This is a genomic window from Burkholderia sp. L-4 (assembly GCF_056856535.1).
The window spans coordinates 1,170,383-1,194,295 of the sequence record NZ_JBXEOX010000002.1 but is presented as its reverse complement, the minus strand read 5'-3'; the positions used below and the strand labels follow the sequence as shown (position 1 = coordinate 1,194,295).

Below are 23,913 nucleotides of genomic sequence, written 5' to 3'. Positions count from 1 at the left end.
GCTGGGTGATTATCGGAAGCACGCCCCTGCCGGCTCAACATGCTATAGCCGTCAGGTCCCGTACAACCAAAAGGGAAACGAAATAAGGCAGCCTCAGGTGACGTACGCGCCCGGCAGCAGCGCGGAGATCGACACGTCGAATGCGCGCGCGATCTTGTCGGCGGTGACGATCGACGCGATCGCCTCACCGCGCTCGATCTCGCCGACGTACGAGCGGTTCAGCCCCGCATGCTCGGCCAGTTGCTCCTGCGACCACGTGCGCGCCTCGCGCAGCTTGCGCACGTTGGCGCCGAAGTGATGGATGAGGTCGCTCATCGCGCCTCCTAGGCGACGCGCGCCGCCGCGCGCGGCGCGGCGTTCGCTTCGCTGCGCAGCACGGCCTGCGTGACGTTTTCGCCGGGCGGCACGTCCTGCGTGAGCCACACGTTGCCGCCGATCACCGCGCCGCGTCCGATCGTCACGCGGCCGAGGATCGTCGCACCGGCATAGATCACGACGTCGTCCTCGACGATCGGATGGCGCGCGAGCCCTTTCTCCAGATGCCCGTCCGCATCGCGCGGGAAGCGCTTCGCGCCGAGCGTGACGGCCTGGTACACGCGCACGCGCTCGCCGATGATCGCCGTCTCGCCGATCACGACGCCCGTGCCGTGGTCGATGAAGAAGCCCGCGCCGATGCGCGCGCCCGGATGAATGTCGATGCCCGTTTCCGCATGCGCCTGCTCGGCGATGATCCGCGCGAGAAGCGGCAGGCCGAGCCCGTACAGCTCGTGCGCGAGCCGGTGGTGGATCATCGCGAGGATGCCCGGATAGCACAGCAGCACCTCGTCGACGCTGCCGGCCGCGGGATCGCCGTGAAAGGCCGCCAGCACGTCGCTGTCGAGCAGCCGGCGGATCTCGGGCAATCGCGCGGCAAAGGCCTGCACGGCTTGGGACGCGACCGCGTCGATGTTGTCGGGCGGCGCCCCGTCGGTATGGCGGTGACGCGCCGCATAGCGCAACTCGAGCGTCACTTGCGCGAGCAGCGCATTGAGCGCCGCGTCGAGCGCATGGGCCACGTGGAAGTTCTCGCTCTCCTGCCGCAGGTCGGGCGGCCCGAGCCGCATCGGGAACAGCACGCCCTTCAGCGCGCCGATGATCTGCGCGAGCGCCTCGCGCGCCGGCAGGTCGCGCCCGCCGGGTTCGAGCGAGCGCCGCTGCTTCTCGCGCCATGCGCGGCGCACCGTCTGCAGCGATTGAACGATGTCGTCGATGTCGAATGCGGCCATGCTGCCTTCTCCCCGTAACGGCCGTGAATCAGTCCTGCGCCCACGGCAGGCCGCGGAAGCGCCAACCGTTCTGGCTACCGCGCTGCTGCCGCTCGTCGAGGTCGCCCTCGAACCCTTCGAGCACATTGAACACCTGTGTGAAACCGCCCTTCGCCGCGGCCTCGGCCGCCTGGGCCGAGCGGTTGCCGCTGCGGCACAACAACAGCACGACGGCGTCCTTGCCGGTCTTCGCTTCCAGTTCGCGCACGAAGCGCGGGTTGCGCGTCAGGCTCGTGCCGGTCGCCCACGGCACGTGCAGCGATTCCGGCACGTGACCGACGAATTTCCGTTCTTCCGCCGTGCGCACGTCCACCAGCAATGCGTCGCCTGCCGAGAACAGCGCCCACGCGGTTTGCGGCGACACGCCGCCCGCATAGGACTTGCCAGCCGCCGCGGCCGCCGTGCGCGCGTCTTCGAGCGCCTGTTGCGCAGCGGTTCGTTCTTCCAGTTCAACCGTCATGACACTTCCTTGTTTTCGCTGATTCGTATGAACAAAAACACCGGGAATTCGGCCGTCGCAGCTTGCGTGCTGTCTATAGCCGTCAGCACCACTATGCGAGGGCCGCCGGGGAAGCAGAACCAATAAAAATTCATTTCCTAATCAGCGCCGCGGGGAATGCAATAGCAGACGCGCGCTATGCATGCGCGGTCGCTGGCGGGCAGGAAAGGCAGGACGACGACCGTTCGATGTCAGCCATCGAAGGAAATTGAAAGGAGGCGGGAGGCGATCAGCGCGGCATGCGGCGCGCTGTCATGGATTCCAGAATGGCATGGGGGGCACCATGCATCGACGAGGCCAGCGCACCTCGCCGACGCATGCGCCCGTCAGTGAAGTCAATCAGGCCACCGGATCGACCGGCACAATCGGCGCACCGCGCGCTTCGATATCGCGCCCCGCGAGCAGGCACAGATCCTCGCGATGATGCGTGGCCACCACCTGCACGCCCACCGGCATGCCGTTCACGACCGACGTCGTGACGGCCAGCCCCGGCAGCCCCATCGCGGGCAGCGCGCGCAATGTGAGCTGCGCCTCCCACACGCGGTCGAAGCCGTCCGGCCCCTGCCTGTCGAGATCGTCCGGGAACGGCAGTTCCGACGACACCGGCAGCAGCAACACCGGGTGCGCGTCCAGAAACAGCCGCCATTGCCGCTCCAGCGTCGTGCGGCGAACCAGCGCGCGGCCGATCACGTCGGCGGGCAAATCGCGCACCTTGCCGCGCACGGCCTCGATCACCGCGGCCGCGCCCGGATCGCCGTCCTGCCCGACCGCGTTCGCCAGCGCATCGAAGCCGTCGCCCAGCCAAAGCTGTTCCTGCAGCAGCGCGGCCTCGCGCAGCGGCGGCGTCTCGTCGATCTCGTCGACGCTCCAGCCCGCGTCGACCAGCCGGCGCGCGGCATCGCGCAACGCGGCCTCCACTTCGGGCACGACCGCCAGGCCGCGCGGCCGCACGCACAGCGCCGCACGCTTCGGCACCTCGCGCCCGTCGAACGGCGCCGCCACGCTCCACGGATCGCGCGGATCGGGTGCGGAGAACGCGCGCAGCGCGAGCGACAGGTCGTCGATCGTGCGCGCGATCGGCCCCGCCGCCGACATCAGTTGCGCGCCGATCGCACGCTCCGGCGACGACGCATTGAACGCCGGCACGCGGCCGAGCGACGGCCGGATTCCATGGACGCCGCACGCATAGGCCGGGTAACGCACCGAGCCGCCGATGTCGGTGCCGAGGGCAAGCGGGCCGATCCCGGCGGCCACCGCAGCCGCCGCGCCGCCGCTCGATCCGCCCGGCGTCAACGACGGATTGCGCGGATTGCGCGTGCGGCCATGCACGAGATTCGACGTGAACCAGCGCAGCGCGAACGTCGGTGAATTGGTGCGGCCCAGCAGAACCCCGCCGGCCTTCCGGATGTTGGCGACCACCGGGCTGTCGGCGTGCGCGATCAGGTGTTCCTGCAGGCGCGTCCCGTTGGTCGTCGCGAAATCGGCCTGGTCGATGTTGATCTTCACGGTGACGGGTACGCCCGCGAGCGGGCCCGGATCGTCGCCGCGCGCGATCGCGCGGTCGACGGCATCCGCCTGCCGCCGCACGTCGTCGGGGCGGTGTTCGACCACGGCGTTGATCGCCGGATTCACCGCATCGAGACGATCGAGCACGGCGTCGGCCACTTCACGCGCGGACACGTCGCGATGCCGCACGCGCTTCGCGAGTTCGGTTGCCGGCAGTTGCCAGAGTTCGGTCATGACTTCTCCTGATGGAAAGACATCACACACGCGCGCGGCGCCGCGCTTCCTCGCGAAAGCGCGGCACCGTGTTCACTCACTGCGCCGCCTGCTTCGCGCGTTCGGCCGCCGCAATGATCGCGTCGGCCACGGCCTTCGGCTGGCTCAGCATCGCGACGTGGCTGCCGTTCACGCGCGTGAGCGTCGCGCCAATCCGCTTCGCCATCGTTTCCTGCAGTGCCGGATCGATCATCCTGTCCTGCGTCGCGACGACGAACGTCGACGGCTTCGCATGCCACGCGGCCTGCGCGACCTTCTCCGAGATGCACCCGCCGTACCAGGGCCCCTGCGTCGCCGCGACGAGGCGCTGCTGCGCGGGCGGCAGGTCCGGCGCGAAATCCTGCGCGATCGCCTTGTCCGACAGCCGCGCGAAACCGCCCGCGTCCTGGCGCAGTTCGCCGGCCCACGACGGGGCCGGCAGCCCCTGCGTGACGTCGGCGATCGACTGGCCGTTGTCGGGCGCGAACGCCGCGACGTACACGAGCGACTTCACCTTGTCGTCGTTGCCCGCCTCGCTGATCACGACGCCGGCCCACGAATGGCCGACCAGCACGACCGGTCCCTTCTGCTCGTCGATCGTACGCTTCGTCGCGGCCGCATCGTCGGCAAGCGAACTCAGCGGATTCTGCACCGACACCACGTGCAGACCGCGCGCCTCGAGCAGCGGAATCACGCGGTTCCAGCTCGACCCGTCGGCGAACGCGCCGTGCACGAGCACGACGTTCGTGCCCTTCAGGTCTTCCTTCGGCGCGGCCTGCGCCGCGACCGCACCGGACAGTCCGCCGATCACCGCGGCGGACACCAGAACGCGTTTCATCAAACCGGCCATCGTCATGCTCCTTTCTCTGTCGTGTCGTTCAAATGAAGTGCTGCAACGAAGGCCGCGCCTGCTTGCGACAGGCGCGGCAGCGGGTCACGAATGCGCGTACAGGTCGTCGGCCGCGTTTCGCGCGGCACGCGATTGCGCCGCGTCGCGATGGCCGGCAGACGTCGACGCATCGGCCACGTTGTCGCCTTGCGACTTCGACGGGCCGTTCTGGTCGGAACGCGCGACCTGCAGCGCGGCGATGACGTCTTCCGGGTAGTGCGGCTCGCTACGCGCCGGGTTGTAGCCGGCCTGTTCGAGGCGGACCAGGTCGGCGCGCACGTCGGCACGCGTGAGGCCGTGGCCGGTATCGGCGAACGACAACGCGGGAGCAACGGCGAGGACGGCGACAGCGAGGATTCGAGCGGCTTTCATGAGGGTTCTCCTTGACGGAAGTTGAGGTGTCGATCACTGGGCGCCCGGTGCGAACGTCTGGCACCGAACGTTTGCTGCATGTCGACAGTAGAACCCGCCCACGTATCCCGAATGTTTCCGGAACCGGTGCTTTCTGCATGCCAGTTTTTCCGGAATGGCCGCAGATACAGTGCGATACAAACCCGCTCGCCGATGCATGCCGCCACGCCACGCTCGCCACGCATCATGAAAAAAGGCGTGCCTCGCAAGGCACGCCTTTCCATCGAACGCACACCGGCCGCGTCGCGTCAGGGCGCGAGTCGCGTGAACACATAATCGTGGTTCTTCACCCGCGCCTGGTGACACGCAAAGCACGTCTGATGCTGGCCGATATCCGCCGGCACGCCGTTGACGAAGCGCCCGAAGCCCCAGCCGCCCGTCGACGCATAACGACGCGCGTCCTTCACCATCACCTGCACGGTCGTCGCCTGGCCGGGTACCGTCGCCGGCGCGAACTCGTCGGACTGCCTGCGCTTGTACGCGAGCTTCACGAGGATCGTGCCGTCGGGAAACGGCAGCGTCGCCTGTTCGAGCGCGCGGATCGCGACCGGGTTGCCGAGCACCACGCGCAACTCGTCGAGCGGCGCGGCCTCTTCGGCCGGCGCGACCATTTCCCACTTCCGGTAGCCGGGCGGGATCGTCACGCCGTAGATCGGCGATGCCGCCGCCGGCTTCGGCTCCTCCGCGAACGCGGCCGGCCCGCCGGCCGACAGCGCCCCACCCAGCAGTACGCCCGCGACGAGCGCACGGCGCGCGCCGCGCCGCCACACCCGCACGCGTGCCCCCATCACAGATGCTCCACTTGCAGGATCGCATCGGCGAACGCCTGCGGCGCTTCCTGCGGCAGGTTGTGGCCGATGCCGCCGAAGATCGTCCGGTGCTGGTACTTGCCGGTGAACTTCTTCGCGTAGGCGGCCGGTTCCGGATGCGGCGCGCCGTTCGCGTCGCCTTCCATCGTGATCGTCGGCACCGTGATCGCCGGCCCGGCCGCCAGGCGCCGCTCGATGTCGTCGTACTGCGCCTCGCCCTTCGCCAGCCCGAGGCGCCAGCGATAGTTGTGGATCACGACGGCCACGTGATCGGGGTTCTGGAACGACGCGGCCGTGCGTGCATACGTCTCGTCGGAAAACTTCCACTTCGGCGACGCGAGTTGCCAGATCAGCTTGTTGAACGCGTCGCGATTCGCCGCATAACCGAGCTCGCCGCGCTCGGTCGTGAAATAGAACTGATACCACCACTGGAATTCGGCCTGCGGCGGCAGCGGCTTGCGGTTCGCCTCCTGGCTGCCGATCAGGTAGCCGCTCACCGACACGAGCGCCTTCACGCGCTGCGGCCACAGCGCCGCGATGATGTCGGCCGTGCGCGCGCCCCAGTCGTAGCCGCCGAATACCGCGCTGTCGATCTTCAACGCATCCATCAGCGCGACGATGTCGACGGCCGTCACGGCCTGCTGGCCGTTGCGCACCGTGTCGGCCGAGCGGAACGTCGTCGAGCCGTAGCCGCGCAGGTACGGCACGATCACGCGATAGCCGGCCTTGACGAGCAGCGGCGCGACGTCCGCATAGCTGTAGATGTCGTACGGCCAGCCGTGCAGCAGGAACACGACGGGGCCGTTCCTCGGTCCGAGGTCCGCATATCCGACGTTGAGCACGCCCGCGTCGATCTGGTGGATCGTGCCCAGCGACGCGCTGCCGGCCGGGCGCTTCGCGGCCGGTGCATCGGGCGCCGACTGCGCATGCGCGAGCGCGCTGAAGCCGAGGTCGGCCAGGCTCAGGCTCGCCAGCGTCGAGCCCAGGATCAGGCGGCGGCGGGTGTTCACGGTATCGGGCATGACTCGTTCTCCATTGTCGATCGCTAAGGAAGAGGCCCGCGGCACAGGCGGGCAATCAGGTGTCGCCGTTCGCAGCGGCGGCGCATGGCACCGCGCCGCCGTGTGAATCGCTTCACCGGTTTTATATCCGAACCCTCCGGAGGCTTTGTATCCCAACGTATCCGCGTGCGAACCCGACACACAGCGATTCAAAAATCGCGCGAGAAACGACGCTTTCGGGCGACCGCGCGGCACACGCGGCCACCGTGTGGCGGTACGTCAGAACAGCCTGGCGATCGCCGGCACGCTGAGCACCGCGACGTAGTAGCCCATGAACTGCACGCCCGTGTTGAACGCGAACAGGCGCGACAGCATCCCGCCGAACAGGCCGATCGTCACGATCACCGCCAGCCCCAGCAACTGCCCTTCCCACACGCCGATCACGACGATCAGCCCCGCGAAGGTCGAGATGATCGCTTCATGACTCAGCTTGCGCGCGACGAACGATGCCGCGCGGTGGGCGTGGTGCATCGCGAGCGGATACGCGATCAGCGCGGCCAGCAGGATCGACAGCAGCCCGTAGCCGAGAAACTCGGGCCAGCTCATCAACGTATGCAGGTTGTGGATCTGCCCGCTCGCCGCGTCGACCGTGAAGCGCGGCGGCGCATTGAACAGCGGCGCGGCCGGGCCGGCCGCCACCGGGCTCAGCGGCAGCCCGAACGCGATCAGCGGAATCAGCGCCTCGGCGATGTAGGTCGCCTCCGTCACGCCGTTGCGCGCGGCGATCACCGTCGTCAGCCGCTGGTACGCATGACGCACGCGCGCGCCGACGACCTCGCCCATCAGCACCGTCATCGCGACCGGGCTGAACACGAACGTCGCGCTCGATACCGCGGCCGTGCCGACCGTCCACGCGACCTGCTCGCGGTCGAGCACCTTCAGCGGATTCGGGAAATAGCCGCGCCAGCTTTTCACGTCGGGCGCGAGCACGAACGTCGACGGCCCGTCGCGGCGCATGCGCCGCCGCTCGGCCGGCGACAGGATCGAGAACAGGTCGGCCACGAGCGGCCCGATCGCGATCCCGAGAAAGTAGCTGACGCTCAGCTTCACGCCGTAGCGACCGGTCAGCGCCTGCAGCCCGACCACCAGCATCACGAACGGCACGAGCAGCAGCACCGACGCCCAGCGCCCCGCGGAAAAGTACGCGATGCCGATGGCCGCCGCGAGGAACACCCACGGCGCGGCCTTGGCGATCGCCGCGCCGAACGGCGCGAGCAGCGACGCGAACAGCACCGCGAGCGGCAGCGCGACGAACGCGGCGACGATCGCGCCGGAAATCATCTTGCGCAGCGCGATATGCGGCACGCCCAGCGCGCGCAACAGCGTCGCCTGCTGCAGCAGCGGCGCGGCCATCGTGTCGCCGGGAATGCCGAGCAGCGCGGTCGGGATCGAATGCGTGATGTGCTTGGCCACCGCGCCCGCGAGAAAGAACGTGAACACGCCGGCCGGCGGGACGCCGAGCAGTGCGACGAGCAACGTGAGCGGCGCGATCGTCGTCGTTTCGTCGGTGCCGGAGATCAGCCCGATGGCGGAGAACACGATCGCGCCGAGCAGCCCCATCGCGAACGCGGCCGGCAATGCATGCAGCAGCGCGTCCATCAGCGGCCTCCCGCGCGGGCGCGCCCGGACGACGCGTCGTACGACGCGAACAGGTCGAGCAGCCCGAGTTCCTCCATCTCGGCACGCGCGCTGGCCGACAGGTCGCTCGCCGAACCCAGGCCGCCCGACGCTTCGGCGAGCTGCCGCAATGCCGCGTCACGCTCGGCGCCGCCGGCCGCATGTTCGATCACCGTGCGCTTCGGCTTGAACAGCACCGCGCAGATCGTGCCGGCCAGCAGGCAGCCGCCGAGGCCGATCAGCATCGCGTAAGCACGTGCGATCGCCGCGTCGTGGACGAACGACGCGAGCACGACGCGGCCGATCTCGAACGCTCCGAGGCTGATCGCGATGCCGAGCAGCACCGACCACGCGAGATGTTTCGTCGCCACCGTGTCGCCCCATACCTCGACGAGCGTCGCGGCCGACGCATCGGCACCGGCCACCGGCCCGGCACGACGCGGCGCGCGTGCGAGCGCGCTTGAACCGGTCTGTTCCATGTGTCTCCTCCTGGATTGATATGTCGCCGGCCTGGCCGGCGTGGCGCGCCGCACGCCGCGTGCGTGACGCGGCGTGCAGTCCGCGCGTCAGCCGCCGCGGCGGCCCGCGAGCAATTCGACCGCGAAGTCGGTGCGCACGTCTTTCGCCGCGACCATCTGCTGCGCGATCCGGTCGATGTCGGCGCCGGTCGCGCCGGCCGCGACCGCGATGTTGCGGGCATGCAGCGCCATGTGGCCGCGCTGGATGCCTTCGGTCGCGAGCGCGCGCAGCGCGCCGAGATTCTGCGCAAGCCCGACCGCCACCGCAATTTCACCGAGTTCCTGCGCGGAAGTCACGTTCATGATCTTCAGCGCGAGACGCGCGAGCGGATGCGTCTTCGTCGCGCCGCCGACCAGTCCGACCGGCATCGGCATCTCGATCGTGCCGACGAGGTCGCCGTTCGCGGCCTTCTCCCACGTCGTCAGCGACGTATAGCGGCCACTGCGGCTCGCATACGCATGCGCGCCGGCTTCGACCGCGCGCCAGTCGTTGCCGGTCGCGACCACGACCGGGTCGATGCCGTTCATGATGCCCTTGTTGTGTGTCGCCGCGCGGTACGGGTCGGTCGCCGCGAACACGTAGGCGTCGATCACGCGATCGATGACGTCTTCACCGGAATAAGCGTCGGTCGCGAGCGTGGCGGCCGCGTACCGTACCTCCGCACGGGCCAGCCGGAGATCCGCGAGGTTGGACAGTATCCGCAACCGTACCTGGCCCCCGGTAATCGCCTCGATGCGCGTCGCGACCGTTTCGGCCATCGTATTGACCGTGTTCGCCCCCATCGCGTCGCGCACGTCGACGATCAGGTGCGCGACGAGCATCGCGCCGCGCGGCGTGTCGGGAAACACGTGAACCTCGATGTCGCGGCAGCCGCCGCCGAGGCCGACGAGCACCTTGTCGCGGCTGTTCGCGAGTGCGACCAGTTCGGCCGCATGCCGCAGGATCGCGAGCCGCGCGCCGTACGGATCGTCGACGCCGATCACCTGGACCTGCGCGCGCATCAGCGGGCCGCTGCTCGACGTGCGGAAGCCGCCGGCCGCGCGCGCGAGCTTCGCCATATACGATGCGGCCGCCACGATCGACGGCTCCTCGACGGCCATCGGCACGATCACGTCGCGGTCGTTGATCCGGAAGTAGCCGGCCACGGCCATCGGCAGCTCGAACGTGCCGATCACGTTCTCGATCATCCCGTTGGCGACCTCGAGCGGCAGCGCGCCCGGCTTCGCGAGCAGCGCATGCTCGGCATCGTCGAGCCCGACGGCGCGGGACAGGTGGGACAGGCGTTGCTCGGGCGTGAGCGCGCGGAAGTTCGGCAAGGCGGAATCGATGGGCATGACGGGTCGGTTGTCTCGGGGTGGCGGTATTGCCCGTCGGTGCTTGCGGCGGGCATCGGATAGCCGAATAATAGTCACGCTGTACCCTTTGAAAAGGTACAGACGACGCAGACAGTCACCCAACCGTACCCATGACAGTGGGCCGGCCCAACGGAACATGCCGATGAAACAGCGTGCAAGAGCCAGCCTGTCTGGCGCGATGGCGGACAATCTCGCCAGACAGATCGAGGAAGGCGTGTTGCCGGCCGGCGCGAAACTGCCCTCCATCAGGGAATACGCCGAGGCGTCCGGCTGCTCGAAGAACACGGTGATCAGTGCATTCGAGATGCTCGCGGCCGACGGCCTGATCGAGCCGCGCCGCGGCTCGGGCTTCTTCGTGACGCGTCGCGCGGCAGCCGCGCCCGACATCGACGAACCGAGCTCGCTCGACCGCGCGATGGACATCGTGTGGCTGATGCGCGAGCAGTTGCACGTGAAGCCCGATGTGCTCAATCTCGGCGAAGGCTTCCCGCCGATCGAATGGCTCGAGGAAACACGGCTGAACCAGTACCAGCAGCGCATCATGCGCACGAGCGCCGCGTCGCTGTTCCGCTACGGCAGCCGCTTCGGCTACCTGCCGCTGCGCCAGTCGCTGCAGCAGAAGCTCGCCGGCTACGAAATCGAGGCACCGCCCGCGCAGATCGTGCTCACGCACGGCGCGAACCAGGCGATGGACCTGGTGCTGCGCTACTTCGTGCGCCCCGGCGATACCGTGCTCGTCGACGATCCCGGCTACTACCCGCTGTTCGGCAAGCTGAAGCTGAGCGGCGCGAACATCGTCGGCGTGCCGCGCGAGATCGACGGCCCCGATGTCGCGCAGCTGGCCGAACTTGTCGCGACGCACCGGCCGAAGCTGTTCTTCACGCAATCGGTCGGCCACAACCCGACCGCGACCGATACGAGCGCGGCCAAGGCGCACCGCATTCTGCAGCTCGCCGATGCGCACGACCTGATCATCGTCGAGGACGACGCGCTCGCCGACCTGCGGCCGCGCTCGCTCACGCGCATCGCGACGCTCGACCAGCTGCGCCGGACCATCTATATCGGCAGTTTCTCGAAATCGGTGTCGGCTGCGCTGCGTGTCGGGTTCCTTGCGTGCAATGCGGCGCTTGCGAGCGACCTGGCCGACGTGAAGATGCTGACGCATGTCAGCAGCTCGGAGTACTGCGAACGCACGCTCGACGCGATCGTCAGCGACGGGCACTTTCTCAGGCATACGAATCACCTTCAGGAGAAGCTGCGACGCGCGACCGGCAACGCGCTCGATGCGCTCGGGCGTCTTGGCGCGGAGGTCTATCGGTCCTGCGACCAGAGCCTGTATCTGTGGGCCGCGCTGCCCGGCTGGCCCGATTCGATGCAGCTCGCGCAGGCGATGCTGGCGCGCGGCGTGATCCTCGCCCCCGGTGCGGTGTTTTCGCCGCAGGCCGATCGGCCGTCGAAGTATTGCCGCTTTAACGTTGCGTATCTGGCGGACAAGCGGTTTGCGCAGGCCTTGCAGGCGGTTGCCTGAAAACGAATGCGGGCCGCACCACCGCCCGGCCCGCATTCGTCGTGCAACCCCGCTTACCCGCGCCGCAACAGCCGGAACCCGGCCCGCACTTCACGCGCAAACAACGCCGGCTCCTCCCATGCCGCGAAGTGCCCGCCCTTGTCGACTTCGTTGAAGTAGATCAGGTTGTGATAACTGCGCTCGGCCCAGCTGCGCGGCGCCTGATAGATCTCGCCCGGAAACACCGTGATCGCGGCCGGCAACGAGATATCCACCGCGTTGAAGTTGTTCGAGTGATCCTCCCAGTAGATCTGCGCGGCCGACGTCGCCGTGTTCGTCAGCCAGTACAACGAAATGTCGTCGAGAATCTCGTCGCGCGGGATCGAGCGTTCGGGCACGCCGCCGCTGTATGTCCATTGCGAAATTTTGTCGTACATCCACGCAGCCTGCCCGGACGGCGAATCCGCGAGCGCATAACCGACCGTCTGCGGACGCGTGACCATCATCGCCGAGTAGCCGCAGTTGTCGCGATAGAACGTCGCGAGCTGCTTGTACGCGGCCCGCTCCTTCGGCGACAGCGAAGCCGGCGCGGGCGCATCGGTCGCGAGCAGCGTCGCGATATCCGGCGGCACCGTCGCCGGCATGTTCACGTGAATCCCGGCCAGCCCCTGCACGCGCTGCATCGCCATCCGATGCGAGATCACCGAGCCGCAGTCGCCGCCCTGCGACACGAAGCGCGTATAACCGAGCCGCGCCATCAGTTCGCCCCATGCCCGCGCGATGTGGTCGGAGCCCCAGCCGGTTTTCGTCGGCCGGCCCGAGAAACCGAAACCCGGCAATGACGGCACGACGACGTGGAACGCATCGTCGGCGCTCGCGCCGTGCGCGGTCGGGTCGGTCAGCGGGCCGATCGCCTTCAGCAGCTCGAAGATCGAACCCGGCCAGCCGTGCGTCATGATCATCGGCATCGCGTTCTCGTGCCGCGAGCGTACGTGGATGAAATGAATGTCGAGCCCGTCGATTTCCGTGATGAACATCGGGAAACCGTTCAGGCGCGCCTCGCCCTTGCGCCAGTCGTAATCGGTGCCCCAGTAGCGCAACAGCGCCTGCATGCGCGCGAGCCGCACGCCCTGCGATTCGTCGGCGACGGTCTCGCGGCCCGGCCAGCGTGTCGCGGCAATGCGGCGGCGCAGGTCGGCCACGGCTTCGTCGGGAATGTGCGCGGTGAACGGGCGTATGCCGCTCGCGCCGGTTGCGGCATGCAGCGCGGTGGGCAGCATCGCCGAGACGCCGGCGGCCACGGAAGTGGCCAGCAGGTGGCGACGCAGCGGGGAAAACGGTGTGGAAGACATCGTTCGGCATCTCCTTTCGTGAAGTGGAAAGTGAACATGCCGCGCGCGGGATCGCGCCCAGGCTTTCGATCCGGCGCGCCCTCGTCACACGGCGTCGCCCATTTGAAAGGTCTGATGTATCCCGGATTTGTCTGATTTGTACGCGTTTGTAGTCGCTGCATGGCGAGCGGCCCGCGCCGCGCCCGCTCGCCCGCGCGACGCTCAGAGCGCCTTGACGATCGCGCCGTCGACGCGAATGTTCTGCCCGGTGATGTAGCCCGCGCCGTCCGACAGCAGGAACGCGACCGTCTTCGCGATCTCGCCGGTCTTGCCGAAGCGGCCGGCCGGAATGCGCGCGACGATCTCCGGCGTTTCCGGCCAGCTGTCGATGAAGCCCGGCAGCACCGCGTTCATCCGGATGTTCTCGGCCGCATAGCGTTCCGCGTACAGCCGCGTCCACGCGCTCAGCGCCGCGCGCAGCGCCGACGACACCGGCATCGGCTGCTCGGGCGCATCCGCCGCGAAGCTCGAGATGTTGACCACCGCGCCACCGCCCTGCTTCTGGAAGATCGGCGTCACGCGGCGCATCACGCGCACCACGTTCAGCAGGATCAGGTCGAGCCCCGCATGCCAGTTGTCGTCGGTGATCGCCAGCAGGTCGCCTTTCGGCGGATGGCCGGTGTTGTTCACGACCGCGTCGATCCGGCCGTAGCGGGCGACCGTTTCCTGCACGAGCCTGTCGATATCGGCTTCTTCCGTCACCGAGCCCTGGATGCCGAAGCCGCCGAGTTCCTCGCCGAGCGCCACCGCGCTGCCCGACGGCGACATCAGCGCGACGCGATAGCCCGTCGCCGCCAGTTCGCGCGCGATCGCCGCGCCCATGCCCTTGCCTGCCGCCGTGATCAACGCCACTTTTTCTACAGTCACGATTTGCTCCTCGTTCCGATTCCGTTGCCGCGCAGCCGCCGTTCGGCCCGCCATGGTGGTAATGTAGGCGCATCGAATCCGACTGTCGAACCAGTATTTCTGCCGCCAGTCGATAGTTTTTCTACAGTCTGACGATGCCGCCACGCCCTTCCCGACTGCCGCCGCTGAATGCGCTTCGCGCGTTCGAGGTATCCGCGCGGCACCTCAATTTCCGCGCCGCGGCCGACGAGATCGGCGTCACGCAGGGCGCCGTCGCGCAGCAGGTGCGCCACCTCGAGGACGTGCTCGGCCTGAAGCTGTTCGAGCGCCTGCCGCGTGGCCTCGCGCTCACGCACGACGGCGCCGCGTATTTCTCCGACGTGCAGCGCGCGCTGCACGCGATCGCCGACGCGACCGACAAGCTCGTGAAGCGGCGTGCCGCGCTGACGATCAGCACGACGCCGTCGTTCGCGTCGAAGTGGCTGATCCCGCGGCTCGCGCGGTTCACCGAGGCCCATCCCGACTACGACGTGCGCGTGATCGCCGACCCGCAGATCGCGACGTTCCGCCACGACGGCGTCGATCTCGCGATCCGCTACGGCAAGCCGCCGTTCGGCAAGCATCTCGTCGCGCATGCGCTGTTTCCGCTCGACGTGTGCGCCGTGTGCAGCCCGGCGCTGCTCGCTGCGCCGGCTTCGCCGCGTGCGCTCCTCGGCCAGGTGCTGCTGCATGACGCGCACGACCTGTGGCCCGAGTTTCTTGCGGCGCTGCCCGAACCGGTCGACGTCGATCCGCACAAGGGGCTGCGCTTCAACCAGACGTCGCTCGCGATCGATGCGGCCGTCGCCGGCCAGGGCGTCGCGCTCGCGACCGAGCCGCTCGTCGAGCGCGACATCGCGGCCGGCAGGCTGTGCAAGCCGTTCGATTTCGCGTTTCCGCTGTCGATGGGGTTCTATCTCGTGTATCCGGCCGAGCGGCGCGACGACGATGCGATCGCGGTGATGCGCGAGTGGATGACCGGGCAGGCAGCGTCGGACGGGCGGCCTTGAGTGCTTCAAGTACCTTGATCGTCCTGCATCAGCGTCAGGGAGCGATCCAGCGCGCCTCGTAGCCGCTTTCACCGTTCAGATCGAACACCGCCCGGCGATGCCCCGTTCGCGCGAGTTCGAGCCAGTCGATGCGCGTGACCGTCATGTGGATCAGGCAGAAGTTTTCGTAGCCGTCGCCGGATGGTGCGGTGCCGTCGATATGCGCTTGTTCCGGTGACGCGATCGGCGTGCCGGGCGGCAACGGCGCGCGATACAGCAGCAGCGTATGCGGACGGCTCGACGCCCAGATCGCACGCCGTTGTGCTTCGTCTTCGCAGATCGATGCAATGCCTTGCGCGCGAATCTGCACGAGCGCGTCGAGATCGTTCGCAACGATCGAGAAGCGTGGATCGCGGCGCAACTCCGCGACTTTCTCCGAGCGCGCATCGGTATGAAACGACAGCACGCGATCGGCCCGGCTCACCTGACGCAATACGATCGTCCGGACCTTCGGCGTGCCGTCGAGGCCGAGCGTGGCGGCCTGCAGCATCGTGAACGGCGAGCGCCGCGCGCCGACGCCGGTTTCGAGACAGGACCAGAGGCGGTCGTAGGTTTGCGCGAGCGATTCGGAAGTCGGGTCGGACATGAGGCGATGGCGATCGTCGGTGTTTCGATCGCACCAGCTTAACCGGTTGTTTCAGCGGCGGCTCGCGTGCGACGCGGGCCGCCGTGCTTGTGCCGGTCAGTTATAGCCGAGCACGGCCGGGGCGACATCGCCCGCATCGGACGCCGGCTCCGCGCCGAAGCGGCCGAGCACGTCGGCCACGTATTGCGGCCCCGCGCTGATCTGCGACGAGCGATGCCTGGGCGGCCGCTTGTCGCTCGTGACTGACGCCGCGCCCGTCGATGCCGTTTCGTTGACGGTGATATTCACGTTGATGTCTCCTCACGCGGCCAGCGCCGCGCCGTAAGCGCGCACGAGGCGCGCGACGCCTTCCCGGATCGCATCGACGTCCGGCGCGGCGAACGACAGGCGCAGCGACGCTGCGTCGACGTTGTCCGCGAAAAACGCCTTGCCGGGAACGAACACGATCTTGTTGGCGATCGCCTGTTGCAGCAGCACGTCCGACGGCACCGCGCCGATCCGCGCCCACACGAACATCCCGCCTTCGGGACGGTGGAATTCGATCGCATCGCCGAACCCGTCGCGCAGCGCGTCGCACATCGCGTCGCATTTGCGCTGGTACGCGGCCGTGATGCGCGGCAAGTGGCGTTCGAGCGCGCCGTCGGCCAGGTATTCGGCGGCGGTCGCCTGCGTCCACGGCGCGCTGCACAGGTCGACCGTCTGCTTCGCGATCACGCAGCGCCGCGCGATCTCGGCCGGCGCGATCGTCCAGCCCACGCGCAGCCCCGGCGCGACGATCTTCGACAGGCTCGCGAAATGCACGATCCAGTCGCGCGCGCCGTCCACTTCACCGGCCAGCGCGAGCATCGACGGCACGGCCTCGCCCGCGAAACGCAGGTCGCCGTACGGATCGTCCTCGATGACCAGGAAACGGTATTGCACCGCGAGACGCAGCAGCTTCAGCCGGCGTTCGCGCGTGAGCGTCGCGCCGGTGGGGTTCGCGAAGGTCGGAACGGTGTAAAGCAGCTTCGGTTGCGCGATCGCGCCGGAGGCGAGTTGCTCGGCAAGACGGTCGACGTCGAGCCCTTCACCGTCGACGGGGATCGTCACGATGCGCGCCTGCTGCAGACGCATCGCCTGCAGCGTGGCCGGATAAGCCGGCTGTTCGGTCAGCACGACGTCGCCGGGCGACACCATCACGCGCAGCAGCAGGTCGAGGCCCTGCTGCGAGCCGGTCGTGACGAGCAGTTCGGCCGGCGTGCACGCGACGCCGCGACGCGCCATCAGCGCGATCAGTTGCTGCTTCAGTTCGGCGAGGCCGTCGGTCGGGCCGTATTGCAGGCAGCGGACGGGCTGTGCGTATGCGCGCTCGGCGGCCGCGTTCAGGCCGTCGACGTCGAACAGGTCGCTGGCCGGATAGCCGCCCGCGAAGGAAATCATGCCCGGTTCGGACAGGTACTTGAACAGTTCGCGGATCGGCGAGCCGGCGGGATTCTGGAATGAGGGAGTGAACGCGTACATGTCGTCGTGAGCTGGAGGGCACGGGCGGCCGGGATAGCCGTCGAGTGCCAACCGCCGGGGCGCTTTTGGCGCCGCGGCAGTGAATTCGAGCCACGATTGTCGATAGTCATTAAGGGCTCGGCAAACGATATCTATGCACTAGGTCTTGCGGTTTGGTCATTAAATCCCGGGTTTAGACGGAGTGAGGCCGGGTTGTTGACAGGTAGACGAACATCAAAAAAAAGCGAGCGTGACGCTCGCCCGACCGATGCGCTTCGCTCGGCCGACATGGTTGAAATTTCTGACAAGCCGGCACAGATGGAACACGAAGATCAGAGATCCCCGCGCACCTCACCCGTTCCCAACGCGCTCCGCTGCCGGTTGACCTCCGCCCAAAGCGCATCGCTGTCGTCATCGCGCAGCAGGATCATCCAGTCCAGTTGATCGTCGGTCACGCCGAAGTACGCCAGGATTTCCCGGCGAACCGTATCGACGAACTGCGCGTATTCCGGAGTGGCCTGGGCCTGCGCGTGCAAGGCATCGTAGGCTGCATCGTCCTCGCCGCCGCCGTGCTCGTCGATATAGCGCGAGATCCACTGGTCGCGTTCGTAGTCGTAATCGGCCTCGGCGCGCATCGCTTGCACGGCCGTGTGGAGATCCAGTTGGGCAAACGCGGCGATCGCCGCCGTGGTCGCCTCGTCAAATGTAGTCGTCATTCCATTTCTCATGCTGGTCATGGCACATCATCGCACGGGCCGCCCCCGGGCAGACGCAGCGAATCCGGCTGGCTCGTAACGGCCAGATGCGCACGAACAAGGGGCGGCCGTAACCGCCCCCGCCATTCAATCAACCACCCACACCCCGATTCGCCTCGATCACCGTCAACGCGGCCATATTCACGATCCGCCGCACGGTGGCGCTCGAAGTCAGGATGTTCACCGGCGCATTGACGCCGAGCAGGAACGGCCCCACCGCCACATTGCTCCCCGCCTCGGTCTTGAGCAGGTTGTACGCGATGTTACCGGCGTCGACATTCGGACAAACCAGCAAGTTCGCCGCGCCCTTCAGCGGCGACATCGGCAGCAGCTTCGCACGCAGCCCTTCATCCAGCGCACAGTCGCCATGCATCTCGCCATCCGCCTCGATATCCGGCGCCTGTTCCCGCATGATCTCCAGCGCCCGGCGCATCTTCACGCCCGAGGCCGCGCTTCCCGACCCGAAGTTCGACCGCGACAGCAGCGCAACCTTCGGCGTCAGGTTCAGCCATTCCATCTGCCGGGCCGCCGCGATCGTGAATTCCGCGATCTGCTCCGCATCGGGGTTGTCGTTGACGTGCGTATCCACCAGCGCGACCGTCCGCTGATCGAGCAGCAGGATGTTCATCGCCGCGTAGGTCGACGCACCGGGCTTCTTGCCGATCACTTCGTCCACGAACCGCAGGTGATTGTGATACTCGCCCACCGTCCCGCAAATCATCCCGTCCGCATCGCCGAGCTGCACCATCATCGCGCCGATCAGCGTGAGGCGGCGGCGCATTTCCACGCGCGCCATTTCCTTCGAAATGCCGTCGCGGCAACGCAGTTCCCAATACTTCGTCCAGTACTGCGGGAAGCGTTCGTCATACTCCGGATTGGTCACTTCGACATCCTGACCGAGTCGCAGGCGCAGGCCGAACCGCTCGATGCGCGCCAGCAGCACCTCCGGACGCCCGACCAGGATCGGACGCGCAAGCTTCTCGTCGACGATCACCTGTACCGCACGCAGCACGCGCTCGTCTTCGCCCTCGGTGAACACGATCCGCGCCTTGCCGCCGTCACGCACGAGCCGACGCGCGGTCGCGAACAGCGGCTTCATGAACGCGCCCGAGTGATAGACGAACTGCTGCAGCTGCTCGACATACGCGTCGAGATTCTCGAGCGGGCGCGTCGCCACGCCGCCTTCCATCGCCGCCTTGGCCACGGCCGGCGCGATTCGCACGATCAGGCGCGGGTCAAACGGCTTCGGAATCAGGTATTGCGCGCCGAACGACACGTCGTACGCGCCGTAGGCCGCCGCGACCACTTCGTTCTGCTCTTCCTCCGCCAACCCCGCGATCGCGTGCACCGCGGCGATTTCCATTTCGCGCGTGATCGTCGTCGCGCCCACATCCAGCGCGCCGCGGAAAATGTACGGGAAGCACAGCACGTTGTTGACCTGGTTCGGATAGTCCGAGCGGCCCGTCGCGATGACGACGTCGTCGCGCGTCTCGTGCGCCAGTTCCGGGAAGATTTCCGGCGTCGGGTTGGCCAGCGCGAGAATCAGCGGACGCGCCGCCATCGCCTTCAGCATCTCGGCCGTGAGGATGCCGCCGACCGACAGCCCCAGGAACACATCCGCGCCGCCGATCACTTCGGCCAGCTTGCGCGCATCCGTTTCCTGCGCGAAGCGCGACTTGGCCGGGTCCATCAGCACGGTGCGGCCGCGATAGACGACGCCCTCGATGTCGGTCACCCAGACGTTTTCCACCGGCAGCCCGAGGTCGACCAGCAGGTCCAGGCACGCCAGCGCGGCTGCTCCGGCGCCCGACGTCACGACCTTCACGTCCTTGATCGACTTGCCGACGACCTTCAGCCCGTTGATGAACGCGGCGGAAACGGTAATCGCGGTGCCGTGCTGATCGTCGTGGAAGACGGGAATCTTCATGCGTTCGCGCAGCTTCTGCTCGACCGTGAAGCATTCCGGCGCCTTGATGTCCTCGAGGTTGATGCCGCCGAACGTGGGTTCGAGGCCGGCAATGATGTCGACCAGCTTGTCCGGATCGGTCTCGTTGATCTCGATGTCGAACACGTCGATCCCGGCGAACTTCTTGAACAGGACGGCCTTGCCTTCCATCACCGGCTTCGATGCGAGCGGGCCGATGTTGCCGAGGCCGAGCACCGCGGTGCCGTTCGTGATCACGCCGACCAGGTTGCCGCGGCTTGTGAAGCGGTGCGCCTGCAGCGGATCGGCGGCAATCGACTCGCACACGCTCGCCACGCCGGGCGTATAGGCCAGCGCCAGATCGCGCTGGGTCACCAGCGGCTTGCTCGCCACGACCGAGATTTTCCCGGGGGTCGGAAACTCGTGATAGTCGAACGCGGCCTGTTGCTGTGTCTCTGTCTGTTTCATGTTTTGGGTCCCGGCGTGGGCGCCAGGCCAGTCCCGGCGCGATCCATGGAGGTGATTCTAGGGATCTGCCATAACGTGATGATTCTGTTTTAATATCGGCCCATCACTTTTTCCTGATGAATACATGACCAGTCAATGAATTTTGACGCAAACGACGTGGTCAGGCGGCTGGGCGCGCGTCTGAAGATTCGGCATCTGGTGCTGTTGCTGCAGATCCAGCAGCACGGGTCGCTGACGCGTGTCGCCGAGCACATGGCCAGCAGCCAGCCGGCCGTGACGAACGCGCTGTCCGAGCTGGAGAGCATGTTCGGCACGCCGCTGTTCGAGCGCTCGTCGCGCGGCATGCGGCCCACCGCGCTCGGCACGGTCGTGCTGGAGCGCGCGAAGGCGATGATCAAGGATCTCGACCACCTCGCCCGCGAAATGGAGGCCGTCGCCGCCGGGCACGCGGCCCATCTGCACATCGGCGTGATTCCGTTCATCTCCGGCCAGCTGCTGTCGGCGGCGCTGAAGCGGTTGCAGGCACGGATGGAACGGCGGCTGACCGTGACGATTCACGAAGGCACCAGCGATCAGCTGCTGTTGCAACTCAGGGATCACGGCGTCGACATCGTGATCGGTCGCGCGTCGTCGGCGATCGATCTGGGGCAGGTTTCGTTCGAAGTGCTGTACCAGCAGCAGCCGCGCGTGATCGCGAGCCGGCGGCTGGCGGCCAAGCTCGCGCGCATGCCGCTGGACTGGCACAAGCTGCACGCGCTCGACTGGATTCTCGGCGCGCCGCATACGCCGATGCGCGAACAGGTGACCGACCTGTTCCTGTCGGCCGGCATCGCGCCGCCCGTGCCGATCGTCGAAAGCTACTCGTCGAAGCTGATCGGCGAAATGATCGCGTCGAGCGACGAGGCCGTGTCGATCGTGCCGGCCGATATCGCGGAAGAACTGGTGCGGATTGCCGGCGTGGCGATCGTGCCTTACTCGCTCGTGTGGACGCTGCCGCCGATCGCGCTGTTTACCCGCTCCGCCGATTCGCGCTCGCCCGCGCGCGATCTGCTCGTCGACGCGCTGCGCGCGGTGTGCAAGGAGACGTACGGGGACATGCAGCGATAAGCGGCTATTTGCTCGCGGCGAGGCGGCGCAGGATTTCCGCGCGCTCGGCACTCAACACGTGGTCCGAGCCCTCGCCGCGGTCGTAGCGCCTGGTTGTGCGGTAGGAAAAACGCTTCGCATATTGATTGGCGGCGGGATCGAACACCCACGCGTCGACTTCGAAGAAGTGCTTGCCGAAATGATCCTCGTCCTTCTCCCAGATATAGTCCGCGCGGACAAACACCGGGTAGGGCGAAACGTCCGGCAGCTTCCACATCGCGCGGTCGGCCATCTCCGTTCCGGTCACTTTGGGCATCAGGTTCTCGATCTTGCCATTCGGGCCGACACGCAGGACGGCCACACGCTCCAGCATCCCGCTGCCGCCGCCCGAGAACATCCCCGAGAAGAACACCCACGAGCCGCCCGATGCGATCGGCAGCCGTTCGGAGCGAGGATTCAGGCCGAACTGGTACACCTCCCGGGACGAACCGGGAAGCGGCGCCGGCGGCATCTCGAAGCACGGCGCATGGTCGGGAAGCATGCAGAGCTTCACGCCGGAAAGCGGGAGCCCGTCGCTATCGAGCTGGCCTTCCGTCTGCGTGTAGCGCGGAAATGCGGATTCGCCGGCGGAGGCCGCCCGAACGCCGGCAATGCCGACGACTGCCAGACTCAAGATTGCCGCGAACATCTTGCCGGTCCTGCGCATACACCCTCTCTCTCTGATTTTTTTGACGGCTGCAGATTGTCGATGATCTGGCCGGTTCTGGCAAAAAGGCGCATCGCCGGTTTCATTCGCTTCGACGAAGTGCGTGAGAGAAACCCTTCAACGTTCCGGTCGGTGCGGGGCAACCGGTTTCTCGTACAACGACCAGTCGCGGCCATCCGACTTGATCCCCACGCGGACGAAGCCGAGCGATTCGTAATAAGCGCAGAGCTTGGTGTTTTCGGCAGCGCAGTCGAGTCGAACGAAACGCCGGTCGATGCGGCTCACCTCGCGGACGCACCAATCGAGCATGACGCCGCCGATCCCGAGCCCGTTGAAACCTTGCCGCACACATAGCCCGTGCACGTAACCGGCGACCGGTTCTTGCGGCCCCCAGTGCGGATCATCGTCGAAACTCAGCGAGAACGTTCCGACCAACGTACCGTTCTGTTCGACGACATACACCGATTTCTCGGCGACATGGTTTCGTACCCACCGCTCGGAGAAGCCGTCACCCTCCTTGCCCCACACATAGTCGCCATGCGCGACTTTCTTTGCGTGCGCATCGTTCCGGATCTGCGTAAGTGCCGGTACGTCGTCTGCCGTGGCTCGGCGGATGTCATTCGAATTCACGCTCGTCTTTCCGTTGAATCTTCGCGGCGTCGCACGACGGCCTTCATCTCGCCGACCCGCATTCGCAATAACAAACGTAACGACCTTACGAAGTCGTACCCTGGAACCAGCGTGAACATGGGCCCGAATAAATGAGCACGGTCGCAATCGCATTGGCGAAAAAGGACACTTCGAACAGAGTCATCCTGAACGGGGGCGCCATCACGATGAAGGCTAGCGTCGTGACAATCGTGAGTATCAGTTCCAGCGTTCGCGCCAGCTTTTGTCGCTGGCAAAGGCCGATGATCAGGCTCGCGTTCAAGAGCAGCCAGAATGCCTGGACCACGGCGATCAGGGCAATGCCCTTACGCATCAGCGTTGCCTTTTCCGCGGGCACTTCACCAAGTTGATCGAAACCCAGCCTCTGAAGCCAGACAGCACATCCGACCTCGATGAGCCAGACAATCGCGAAGAGCGCGACGGCATGACGGATCTGCGGCGGCGCGTCCGTGTGAAACGCCGGCATGGCCTTCAGCTTGCTGATTGGCATCGTCTTTTCGGGAGGCCGATGGCCCCCGCCCCGGTATTATTTGAATCGTCTGTGCAGATTGTCGGCCGAGTGTAGCTCACTCGCAATGCCGCATACATCGCTATCGATCGTTATCCGTTTCCATCTCTCAGGTTGTGACAGCCGGGTGACGAATCGTGGCGGTCCATACGAATCGGCAGCGGCGTTCCATCTTCAAATGCAACCAGTTCGTCCCGTGCCAATAGAACCAATTTCTCCACTTGCGCAAACGGCAGCGCGTCGCAAAACAATGAAACCGTCAGGGTATGGTCGGCGTCGCATCTGAACACTTCGGCGAGCACATTTCCCTCCGTGTCGGTTAGCTCAACACCCAACCCGTCGCGAAGGACATTCGACGCCACCTGAAATCGATACGCCATCGTACTGCTCCAATCAGGCTGAAGCACTCAAACTCTGCCTGAGCGATTCATAGATCCCCACGCCGGCATCGACGATAAACACCAGCGCAACGACGACACAGACCACGCGCCCGATTCCACTCAGACGCGTCACGCCGAAATACAGGCCGACCGCCCCGATAGCAAGCGTCGCCGGCCAGTAGATGGCGCCGACGATAATCGCGATGACCGGAAAAGGTATATCGATGGCGATGTCACTCATCCCGCGAGACTCCCGTGCATGCCGGATGCATACGTCAGTTCATGGTTTCGACGACAT

Annotated in this window: 26 protein-coding genes; 3 read left to right on the top strand and 23 right to left on the bottom strand. The window is 66.8% G+C overall.

Features of this window, described 5'->3' with window-relative positions; genetic code table 11:
- Window positions 1-93: 93 nt before the first annotated feature.
- The 11 genes from AC1VVG_RS22240 to AC1VVG_RS22190 all read right to left on the bottom strand — a co-directional run bounded on the left by AC1VVG_RS22240 (window position 94) and on the right by AC1VVG_RS22190 (window position 10,201).
- On the bottom strand, window positions 94-315 hold the full coding sequence (locus AC1VVG_RS22240) for a helix-turn-helix domain-containing protein (protein ID WP_034188402.1): 222 nt from the start codon (window positions 313-315) through the stop codon (window positions 94-96).
- A gap of 8 nt (window positions 316-323) precedes the next feature.
- On the bottom strand, window positions 324-1,265 hold the full coding sequence (epsC, locus tag AC1VVG_RS22235) for a serine O-acetyltransferase EpsC (protein ID WP_034188403.1): 942 nt from the start codon (window positions 1,263-1,265) through the stop codon (window positions 324-326).
- A gap of 28 nt (window positions 1,266-1,293) precedes the next feature.
- Complete coding sequence (locus AC1VVG_RS22230; protein WP_049030959.1) at window positions 1,294-1,764, bottom strand: rhodanese-like domain-containing protein; 471 nt, start codon at window positions 1,762-1,764, stop codon at window positions 1,294-1,296.
- A 378-nt stretch (window positions 1,765-2,142) separates the two neighbouring features.
- Window positions 2,143-3,543, bottom strand: a complete 1,401-nt coding sequence (locus tag AC1VVG_RS22225) for an amidase family protein (protein ID WP_482836290.1) — start codon at window positions 3,541-3,543, stop codon at window positions 2,143-2,145.
- Between the two features lie 76 nt (window positions 3,544-3,619).
- Window positions 3,620-4,411 (bottom strand): alpha/beta fold hydrolase, encoded by a 792-nt coding sequence (locus AC1VVG_RS22220; protein ID WP_034188599.1) that lies wholly within the window; start codon window positions 4,409-4,411, stop codon window positions 3,620-3,622.
- 84 nt (window positions 4,412-4,495) lie between these two features.
- The gene (locus AC1VVG_RS22215) at window positions 4,496-4,822 is read right to left on the bottom strand and encodes a DUF4148 domain-containing protein (protein WP_049030956.1); all 327 of its coding nucleotides are present in this window, start codon (window positions 4,820-4,822) and stop codon (window positions 4,496-4,498) included.
- A gap of 287 nt (window positions 4,823-5,109) precedes the next feature.
- Entirely contained in the window at window positions 5,110-5,649 is a 540-nt protein-coding gene (locus AC1VVG_RS22210) for a cytochrome P460 family protein (RefSeq protein ID WP_482836288.1), read from the bottom strand.
- Window positions 5,649-6,692 carry an alpha/beta fold hydrolase gene (locus AC1VVG_RS22205; protein ID WP_482836286.1) on the bottom strand — a complete coding sequence of 348 codons (1,044 nt, stop codon included), beginning with the start codon at window positions 6,690-6,692 and terminating at the stop codon, window positions 5,649-5,651. The genes AC1VVG_RS22210 and AC1VVG_RS22205 overlap by 1 nt, the downstream gene beginning before the upstream one ends.
- Window positions 6,693-6,950: 258 nt before the next feature.
- Window positions 6,951-8,330, bottom strand: a complete 1,380-nt coding sequence (locus AC1VVG_RS22200; protein WP_482836285.1) for a tripartite tricarboxylate transporter permease — start codon at window positions 8,328-8,330, stop codon at window positions 6,951-6,953.
- The gene (locus tag AC1VVG_RS22195) at window positions 8,330-8,827 is read right to left on the bottom strand and encodes a hypothetical protein (protein ID WP_482836283.1); all 498 of its coding nucleotides are present in this window, start codon (window positions 8,825-8,827) and stop codon (window positions 8,330-8,332) included. The genes AC1VVG_RS22200 and AC1VVG_RS22195 overlap by 1 nt, the downstream gene beginning before the upstream one ends.
- Before the next feature lie 87 nt (window positions 8,828-8,914).
- Window positions 8,915-10,201, bottom strand: a complete 1,287-nt coding sequence (locus AC1VVG_RS22190; protein ID WP_482836282.1) for a hydroxymethylglutaryl-CoA reductase, degradative — start codon at window positions 10,199-10,201, stop codon at window positions 8,915-8,917.
- A 163-nt stretch (window positions 10,202-10,364) separates the two neighbouring features.
- On the opposite strand from AC1VVG_RS22190, the gene AC1VVG_RS22185 reads away from it, so the two are divergent.
- Window positions 10,365-11,750 (top strand): aminotransferase-like domain-containing protein, encoded by a 1,386-nt coding sequence (locus AC1VVG_RS22185; protein WP_482836280.1) that lies wholly within the window; start codon window positions 10,365-10,367, stop codon window positions 11,748-11,750.
- A gap of 53 nt (window positions 11,751-11,803) precedes the next feature.
- Here the strand turns inward: AC1VVG_RS22185 and AC1VVG_RS22180 are convergent, their stop codons facing one another.
- Together AC1VVG_RS22180 and AC1VVG_RS22175 are read right to left on the bottom strand one after the other, a co-directional pair.
- The gene (locus tag AC1VVG_RS22180; protein WP_482836279.1) at window positions 11,804-13,081 is read right to left on the bottom strand and encodes an epoxide hydrolase family protein; all 1,278 of its coding nucleotides are present in this window, start codon (window positions 13,079-13,081) and stop codon (window positions 11,804-11,806) included.
- Window positions 13,082-13,282: 201 nt separating this feature from the next.
- Complete coding sequence (locus AC1VVG_RS22175) at window positions 13,283-13,987, bottom strand: SDR family oxidoreductase (RefSeq protein ID WP_034188601.1); 705 nt, start codon at window positions 13,985-13,987, stop codon at window positions 13,283-13,285.
- A gap of 134 nt (window positions 13,988-14,121) precedes the next feature.
- Between AC1VVG_RS22175 and gcvA the strand changes: the two genes are divergently transcribed.
- Window positions 14,122-15,015 carry a transcriptional regulator GcvA gene (gene gcvA, locus AC1VVG_RS22170; protein WP_069704470.1) on the top strand — a complete coding sequence of 298 codons (894 nt, stop codon included), beginning with the start codon at window positions 14,122-14,124 and terminating at the stop codon, window positions 15,013-15,015.
- 34 nt (window positions 15,016-15,049) lie between these two features.
- On the opposite strand, the gene AC1VVG_RS22165 is transcribed toward gcvA, so the two are convergent.
- The 5 genes from AC1VVG_RS22165 to AC1VVG_RS22145 form a co-directional block, all read right to left on the bottom strand.
- Window positions 15,050-15,640, bottom strand: coding sequence for a pyridoxamine 5'-phosphate oxidase family protein (locus AC1VVG_RS22165; RefSeq protein WP_049035274.1), 591 nt, complete (start codon window positions 15,638-15,640; stop codon window positions 15,050-15,052).
- 96 nt (window positions 15,641-15,736) lie between these two features.
- Complete coding sequence (locus tag AC1VVG_RS22160; RefSeq protein ID WP_482836276.1) at window positions 15,737-15,928, bottom strand: hypothetical protein; 192 nt, start codon at window positions 15,926-15,928, stop codon at window positions 15,737-15,739.
- Window positions 15,929-15,940: 12 nt separating this feature from the next.
- Complete coding sequence (locus AC1VVG_RS22155) at window positions 15,941-17,140, bottom strand: aminotransferase-like domain-containing protein (protein ID WP_124670108.1); 1,200 nt, start codon at window positions 17,138-17,140, stop codon at window positions 15,941-15,943.
- Between the two features lie 311 nt (window positions 17,141-17,451).
- Window positions 17,452-17,835, bottom strand: a complete 384-nt coding sequence (locus AC1VVG_RS22150) for a hypothetical protein (protein ID WP_034188417.1) — start codon at window positions 17,833-17,835, stop codon at window positions 17,452-17,454.
- A gap of 130 nt (window positions 17,836-17,965) precedes the next feature.
- Complete coding sequence (locus AC1VVG_RS22145) at window positions 17,966-20,266, bottom strand: NADP-dependent malic enzyme (protein WP_069704467.1); 2,301 nt, start codon at window positions 20,264-20,266, stop codon at window positions 17,966-17,968.
- A gap of 135 nt (window positions 20,267-20,401) precedes the next feature.
- Here AC1VVG_RS22145 and AC1VVG_RS22140 point away from each other — a divergent pair, with 135 nt between their 5' ends.
- Window positions 20,402-21,373, top strand: coding sequence for a LysR substrate-binding domain-containing protein (locus tag AC1VVG_RS22140; protein WP_049028874.1), 972 nt, complete (start codon window positions 20,402-20,404; stop codon window positions 21,371-21,373).
- A gap of 4 nt (window positions 21,374-21,377) precedes the next feature.
- Here the strand turns inward: AC1VVG_RS22140 and AC1VVG_RS22135 are convergent, their stop codons facing one another.
- The 5 genes from AC1VVG_RS22135 to AC1VVG_RS22115 all read right to left on the bottom strand — a co-directional run bounded on the left by AC1VVG_RS22135 (window position 21,378) and on the right by AC1VVG_RS22115 (window position 23,856).
- Complete coding sequence (locus AC1VVG_RS22135) at window positions 21,378-22,058, bottom strand: hypothetical protein (protein ID WP_482836274.1); 681 nt, start codon at window positions 22,056-22,058, stop codon at window positions 21,378-21,380.
- Between the two features lie 117 nt (window positions 22,059-22,175).
- On the bottom strand, window positions 22,176-22,688 hold the full coding sequence (locus tag AC1VVG_RS22130; protein ID WP_049028876.1) for a GNAT family N-acetyltransferase: 513 nt from the start codon (window positions 22,686-22,688) through the stop codon (window positions 22,176-22,178).
- A gap of 85 nt (window positions 22,689-22,773) precedes the next feature.
- Complete coding sequence (locus AC1VVG_RS22125; protein ID WP_034188422.1) at window positions 22,774-23,217, bottom strand: hypothetical protein; 444 nt, start codon at window positions 23,215-23,217, stop codon at window positions 22,774-22,776.
- A 110-nt stretch (window positions 23,218-23,327) separates the two neighbouring features.
- Entirely contained in the window at window positions 23,328-23,615 is a 288-nt protein-coding gene (locus AC1VVG_RS22120; RefSeq protein ID WP_080287844.1) for a hypothetical protein, read from the bottom strand.
- A 13-nt stretch (window positions 23,616-23,628) separates the two neighbouring features.
- Window positions 23,629-23,856, bottom strand: coding sequence for a hypothetical protein (locus AC1VVG_RS22115; protein ID WP_482836272.1), 228 nt, complete (start codon window positions 23,854-23,856; stop codon window positions 23,629-23,631).
- Window positions 23,857-23,913: the final 57 nt, after the last annotated feature.

Bases quoted from the DNA above. Each gene is read 5' to 3' on its own strand.
- AC1VVG_RS22150 (WP_034188417.1), bottom strand. From the start codon at position 17,835: ATGACGACTACATTTGACGAGGCGACCACGGCGGCGATCGCCGCGTTT.
- AC1VVG_RS22200 (WP_482836285.1), bottom strand. From the start codon at position 8,330: ATGGACGCGCTGCTGCATGCATTGCCGGCCGCGTTCGCGATGGGGCTG.
- AC1VVG_RS22240 (WP_034188402.1), bottom strand. From the start codon at position 315: ATGAGCGACCTCATCCATCACTTCGGCGCCAACGTGCGCAAGCTGCGC.
- AC1VVG_RS22165 (WP_049035274.1), bottom strand. From the start codon at position 15,640: ATGTCCGACCCGACTTCCGAATCGCTCGCGCAAACCTACGACCGCCTC.
- AC1VVG_RS22140 (WP_049028874.1), top strand. From the start codon at position 20,402: ATGAATTTTGACGCAAACGACGTGGTCAGGCGGCTGGGCGCGCGTCTG.
- AC1VVG_RS22205 (WP_482836286.1), bottom strand. From the start codon at position 6,692: ATGCCCGATACCGTGAACACCCGCCGCCGCCTGATCCTGGGCTCGACG.
- AC1VVG_RS22195 (WP_482836283.1), bottom strand. From the start codon at position 8,827: ATGGAACAGACCGGTTCAAGCGCGCTCGCACGCGCGCCGCGTCGTGCC.
- epsC (WP_034188403.1), bottom strand. From the start codon at position 1,265: ATGGCCGCATTCGACATCGACGACATCGTTCAATCGCTGCAGACGGTG.
- AC1VVG_RS22210 (WP_482836288.1), bottom strand. From the start codon at position 5,649: ATGGGGGCACGCGTGCGGGTGTGGCGGCGCGGCGCGCGCCGTGCGCTC.
- AC1VVG_RS22225 (WP_482836290.1), bottom strand. From the start codon at position 3,543: ATGACCGAACTCTGGCAACTGCCGGCAACCGAACTCGCGAAGCGCGTG.
- AC1VVG_RS22115 (WP_482836272.1), bottom strand. From the start codon at position 23,856: ATGAGTGACATCGCCATCGATATACCTTTTCCGGTCATCGCGATTATC.
- gcvA (WP_069704470.1), top strand. From the start codon at position 14,122: ATGCCGCCACGCCCTTCCCGACTGCCGCCGCTGAATGCGCTTCGCGCG.
- AC1VVG_RS22155 (WP_124670108.1), bottom strand. From the start codon at position 17,140: ATGTACGCGTTCACTCCCTCATTCCAGAATCCCGCCGGCTCGCCGATC.
- AC1VVG_RS22145 (WP_069704467.1), bottom strand. From the start codon at position 20,266: ATGAAACAGACAGAGACACAGCAACAGGCCGCGTTCGACTATCACGAG.
- AC1VVG_RS22215 (WP_049030956.1), bottom strand. From the start codon at position 4,822: ATGAAAGCCGCTCGAATCCTCGCTGTCGCCGTCCTCGCCGTTGCTCCC.
- AC1VVG_RS22220 (WP_034188599.1), bottom strand. From the start codon at position 4,411: ATGGCCGGTTTGATGAAACGCGTTCTGGTGTCCGCCGCGGTGATCGGC.
- AC1VVG_RS22190 (WP_482836282.1), bottom strand. From the start codon at position 10,201: ATGCCCATCGATTCCGCCTTGCCGAACTTCCGCGCGCTCACGCCCGAG.
- AC1VVG_RS22180 (WP_482836279.1), bottom strand. From the start codon at position 13,081: ATGTCTTCCACACCGTTTTCCCCGCTGCGTCGCCACCTGCTGGCCACT.
- AC1VVG_RS22125 (WP_034188422.1), bottom strand. From the start codon at position 23,217: ATGCCAATCAGCAAGCTGAAGGCCATGCCGGCGTTTCACACGGACGCG.
- AC1VVG_RS22230 (WP_049030959.1), bottom strand. From the start codon at position 1,764: ATGACGGTTGAACTGGAAGAACGAACCGCTGCGCAACAGGCGCTCGAA.
- AC1VVG_RS22185 (WP_482836280.1), top strand. From the start codon at position 10,365: ATGAAACAGCGTGCAAGAGCCAGCCTGTCTGGCGCGATGGCGGACAAT.
- AC1VVG_RS22120 (WP_080287844.1), bottom strand. From the start codon at position 23,615: ATGGCGTATCGATTTCAGGTGGCGTCGAATGTCCTTCGCGACGGGTTG.
- AC1VVG_RS22135 (WP_482836274.1), bottom strand. From the start codon at position 22,058: ATGCGCAGGACCGGCAAGATGTTCGCGGCAATCTTGAGTCTGGCAGTC.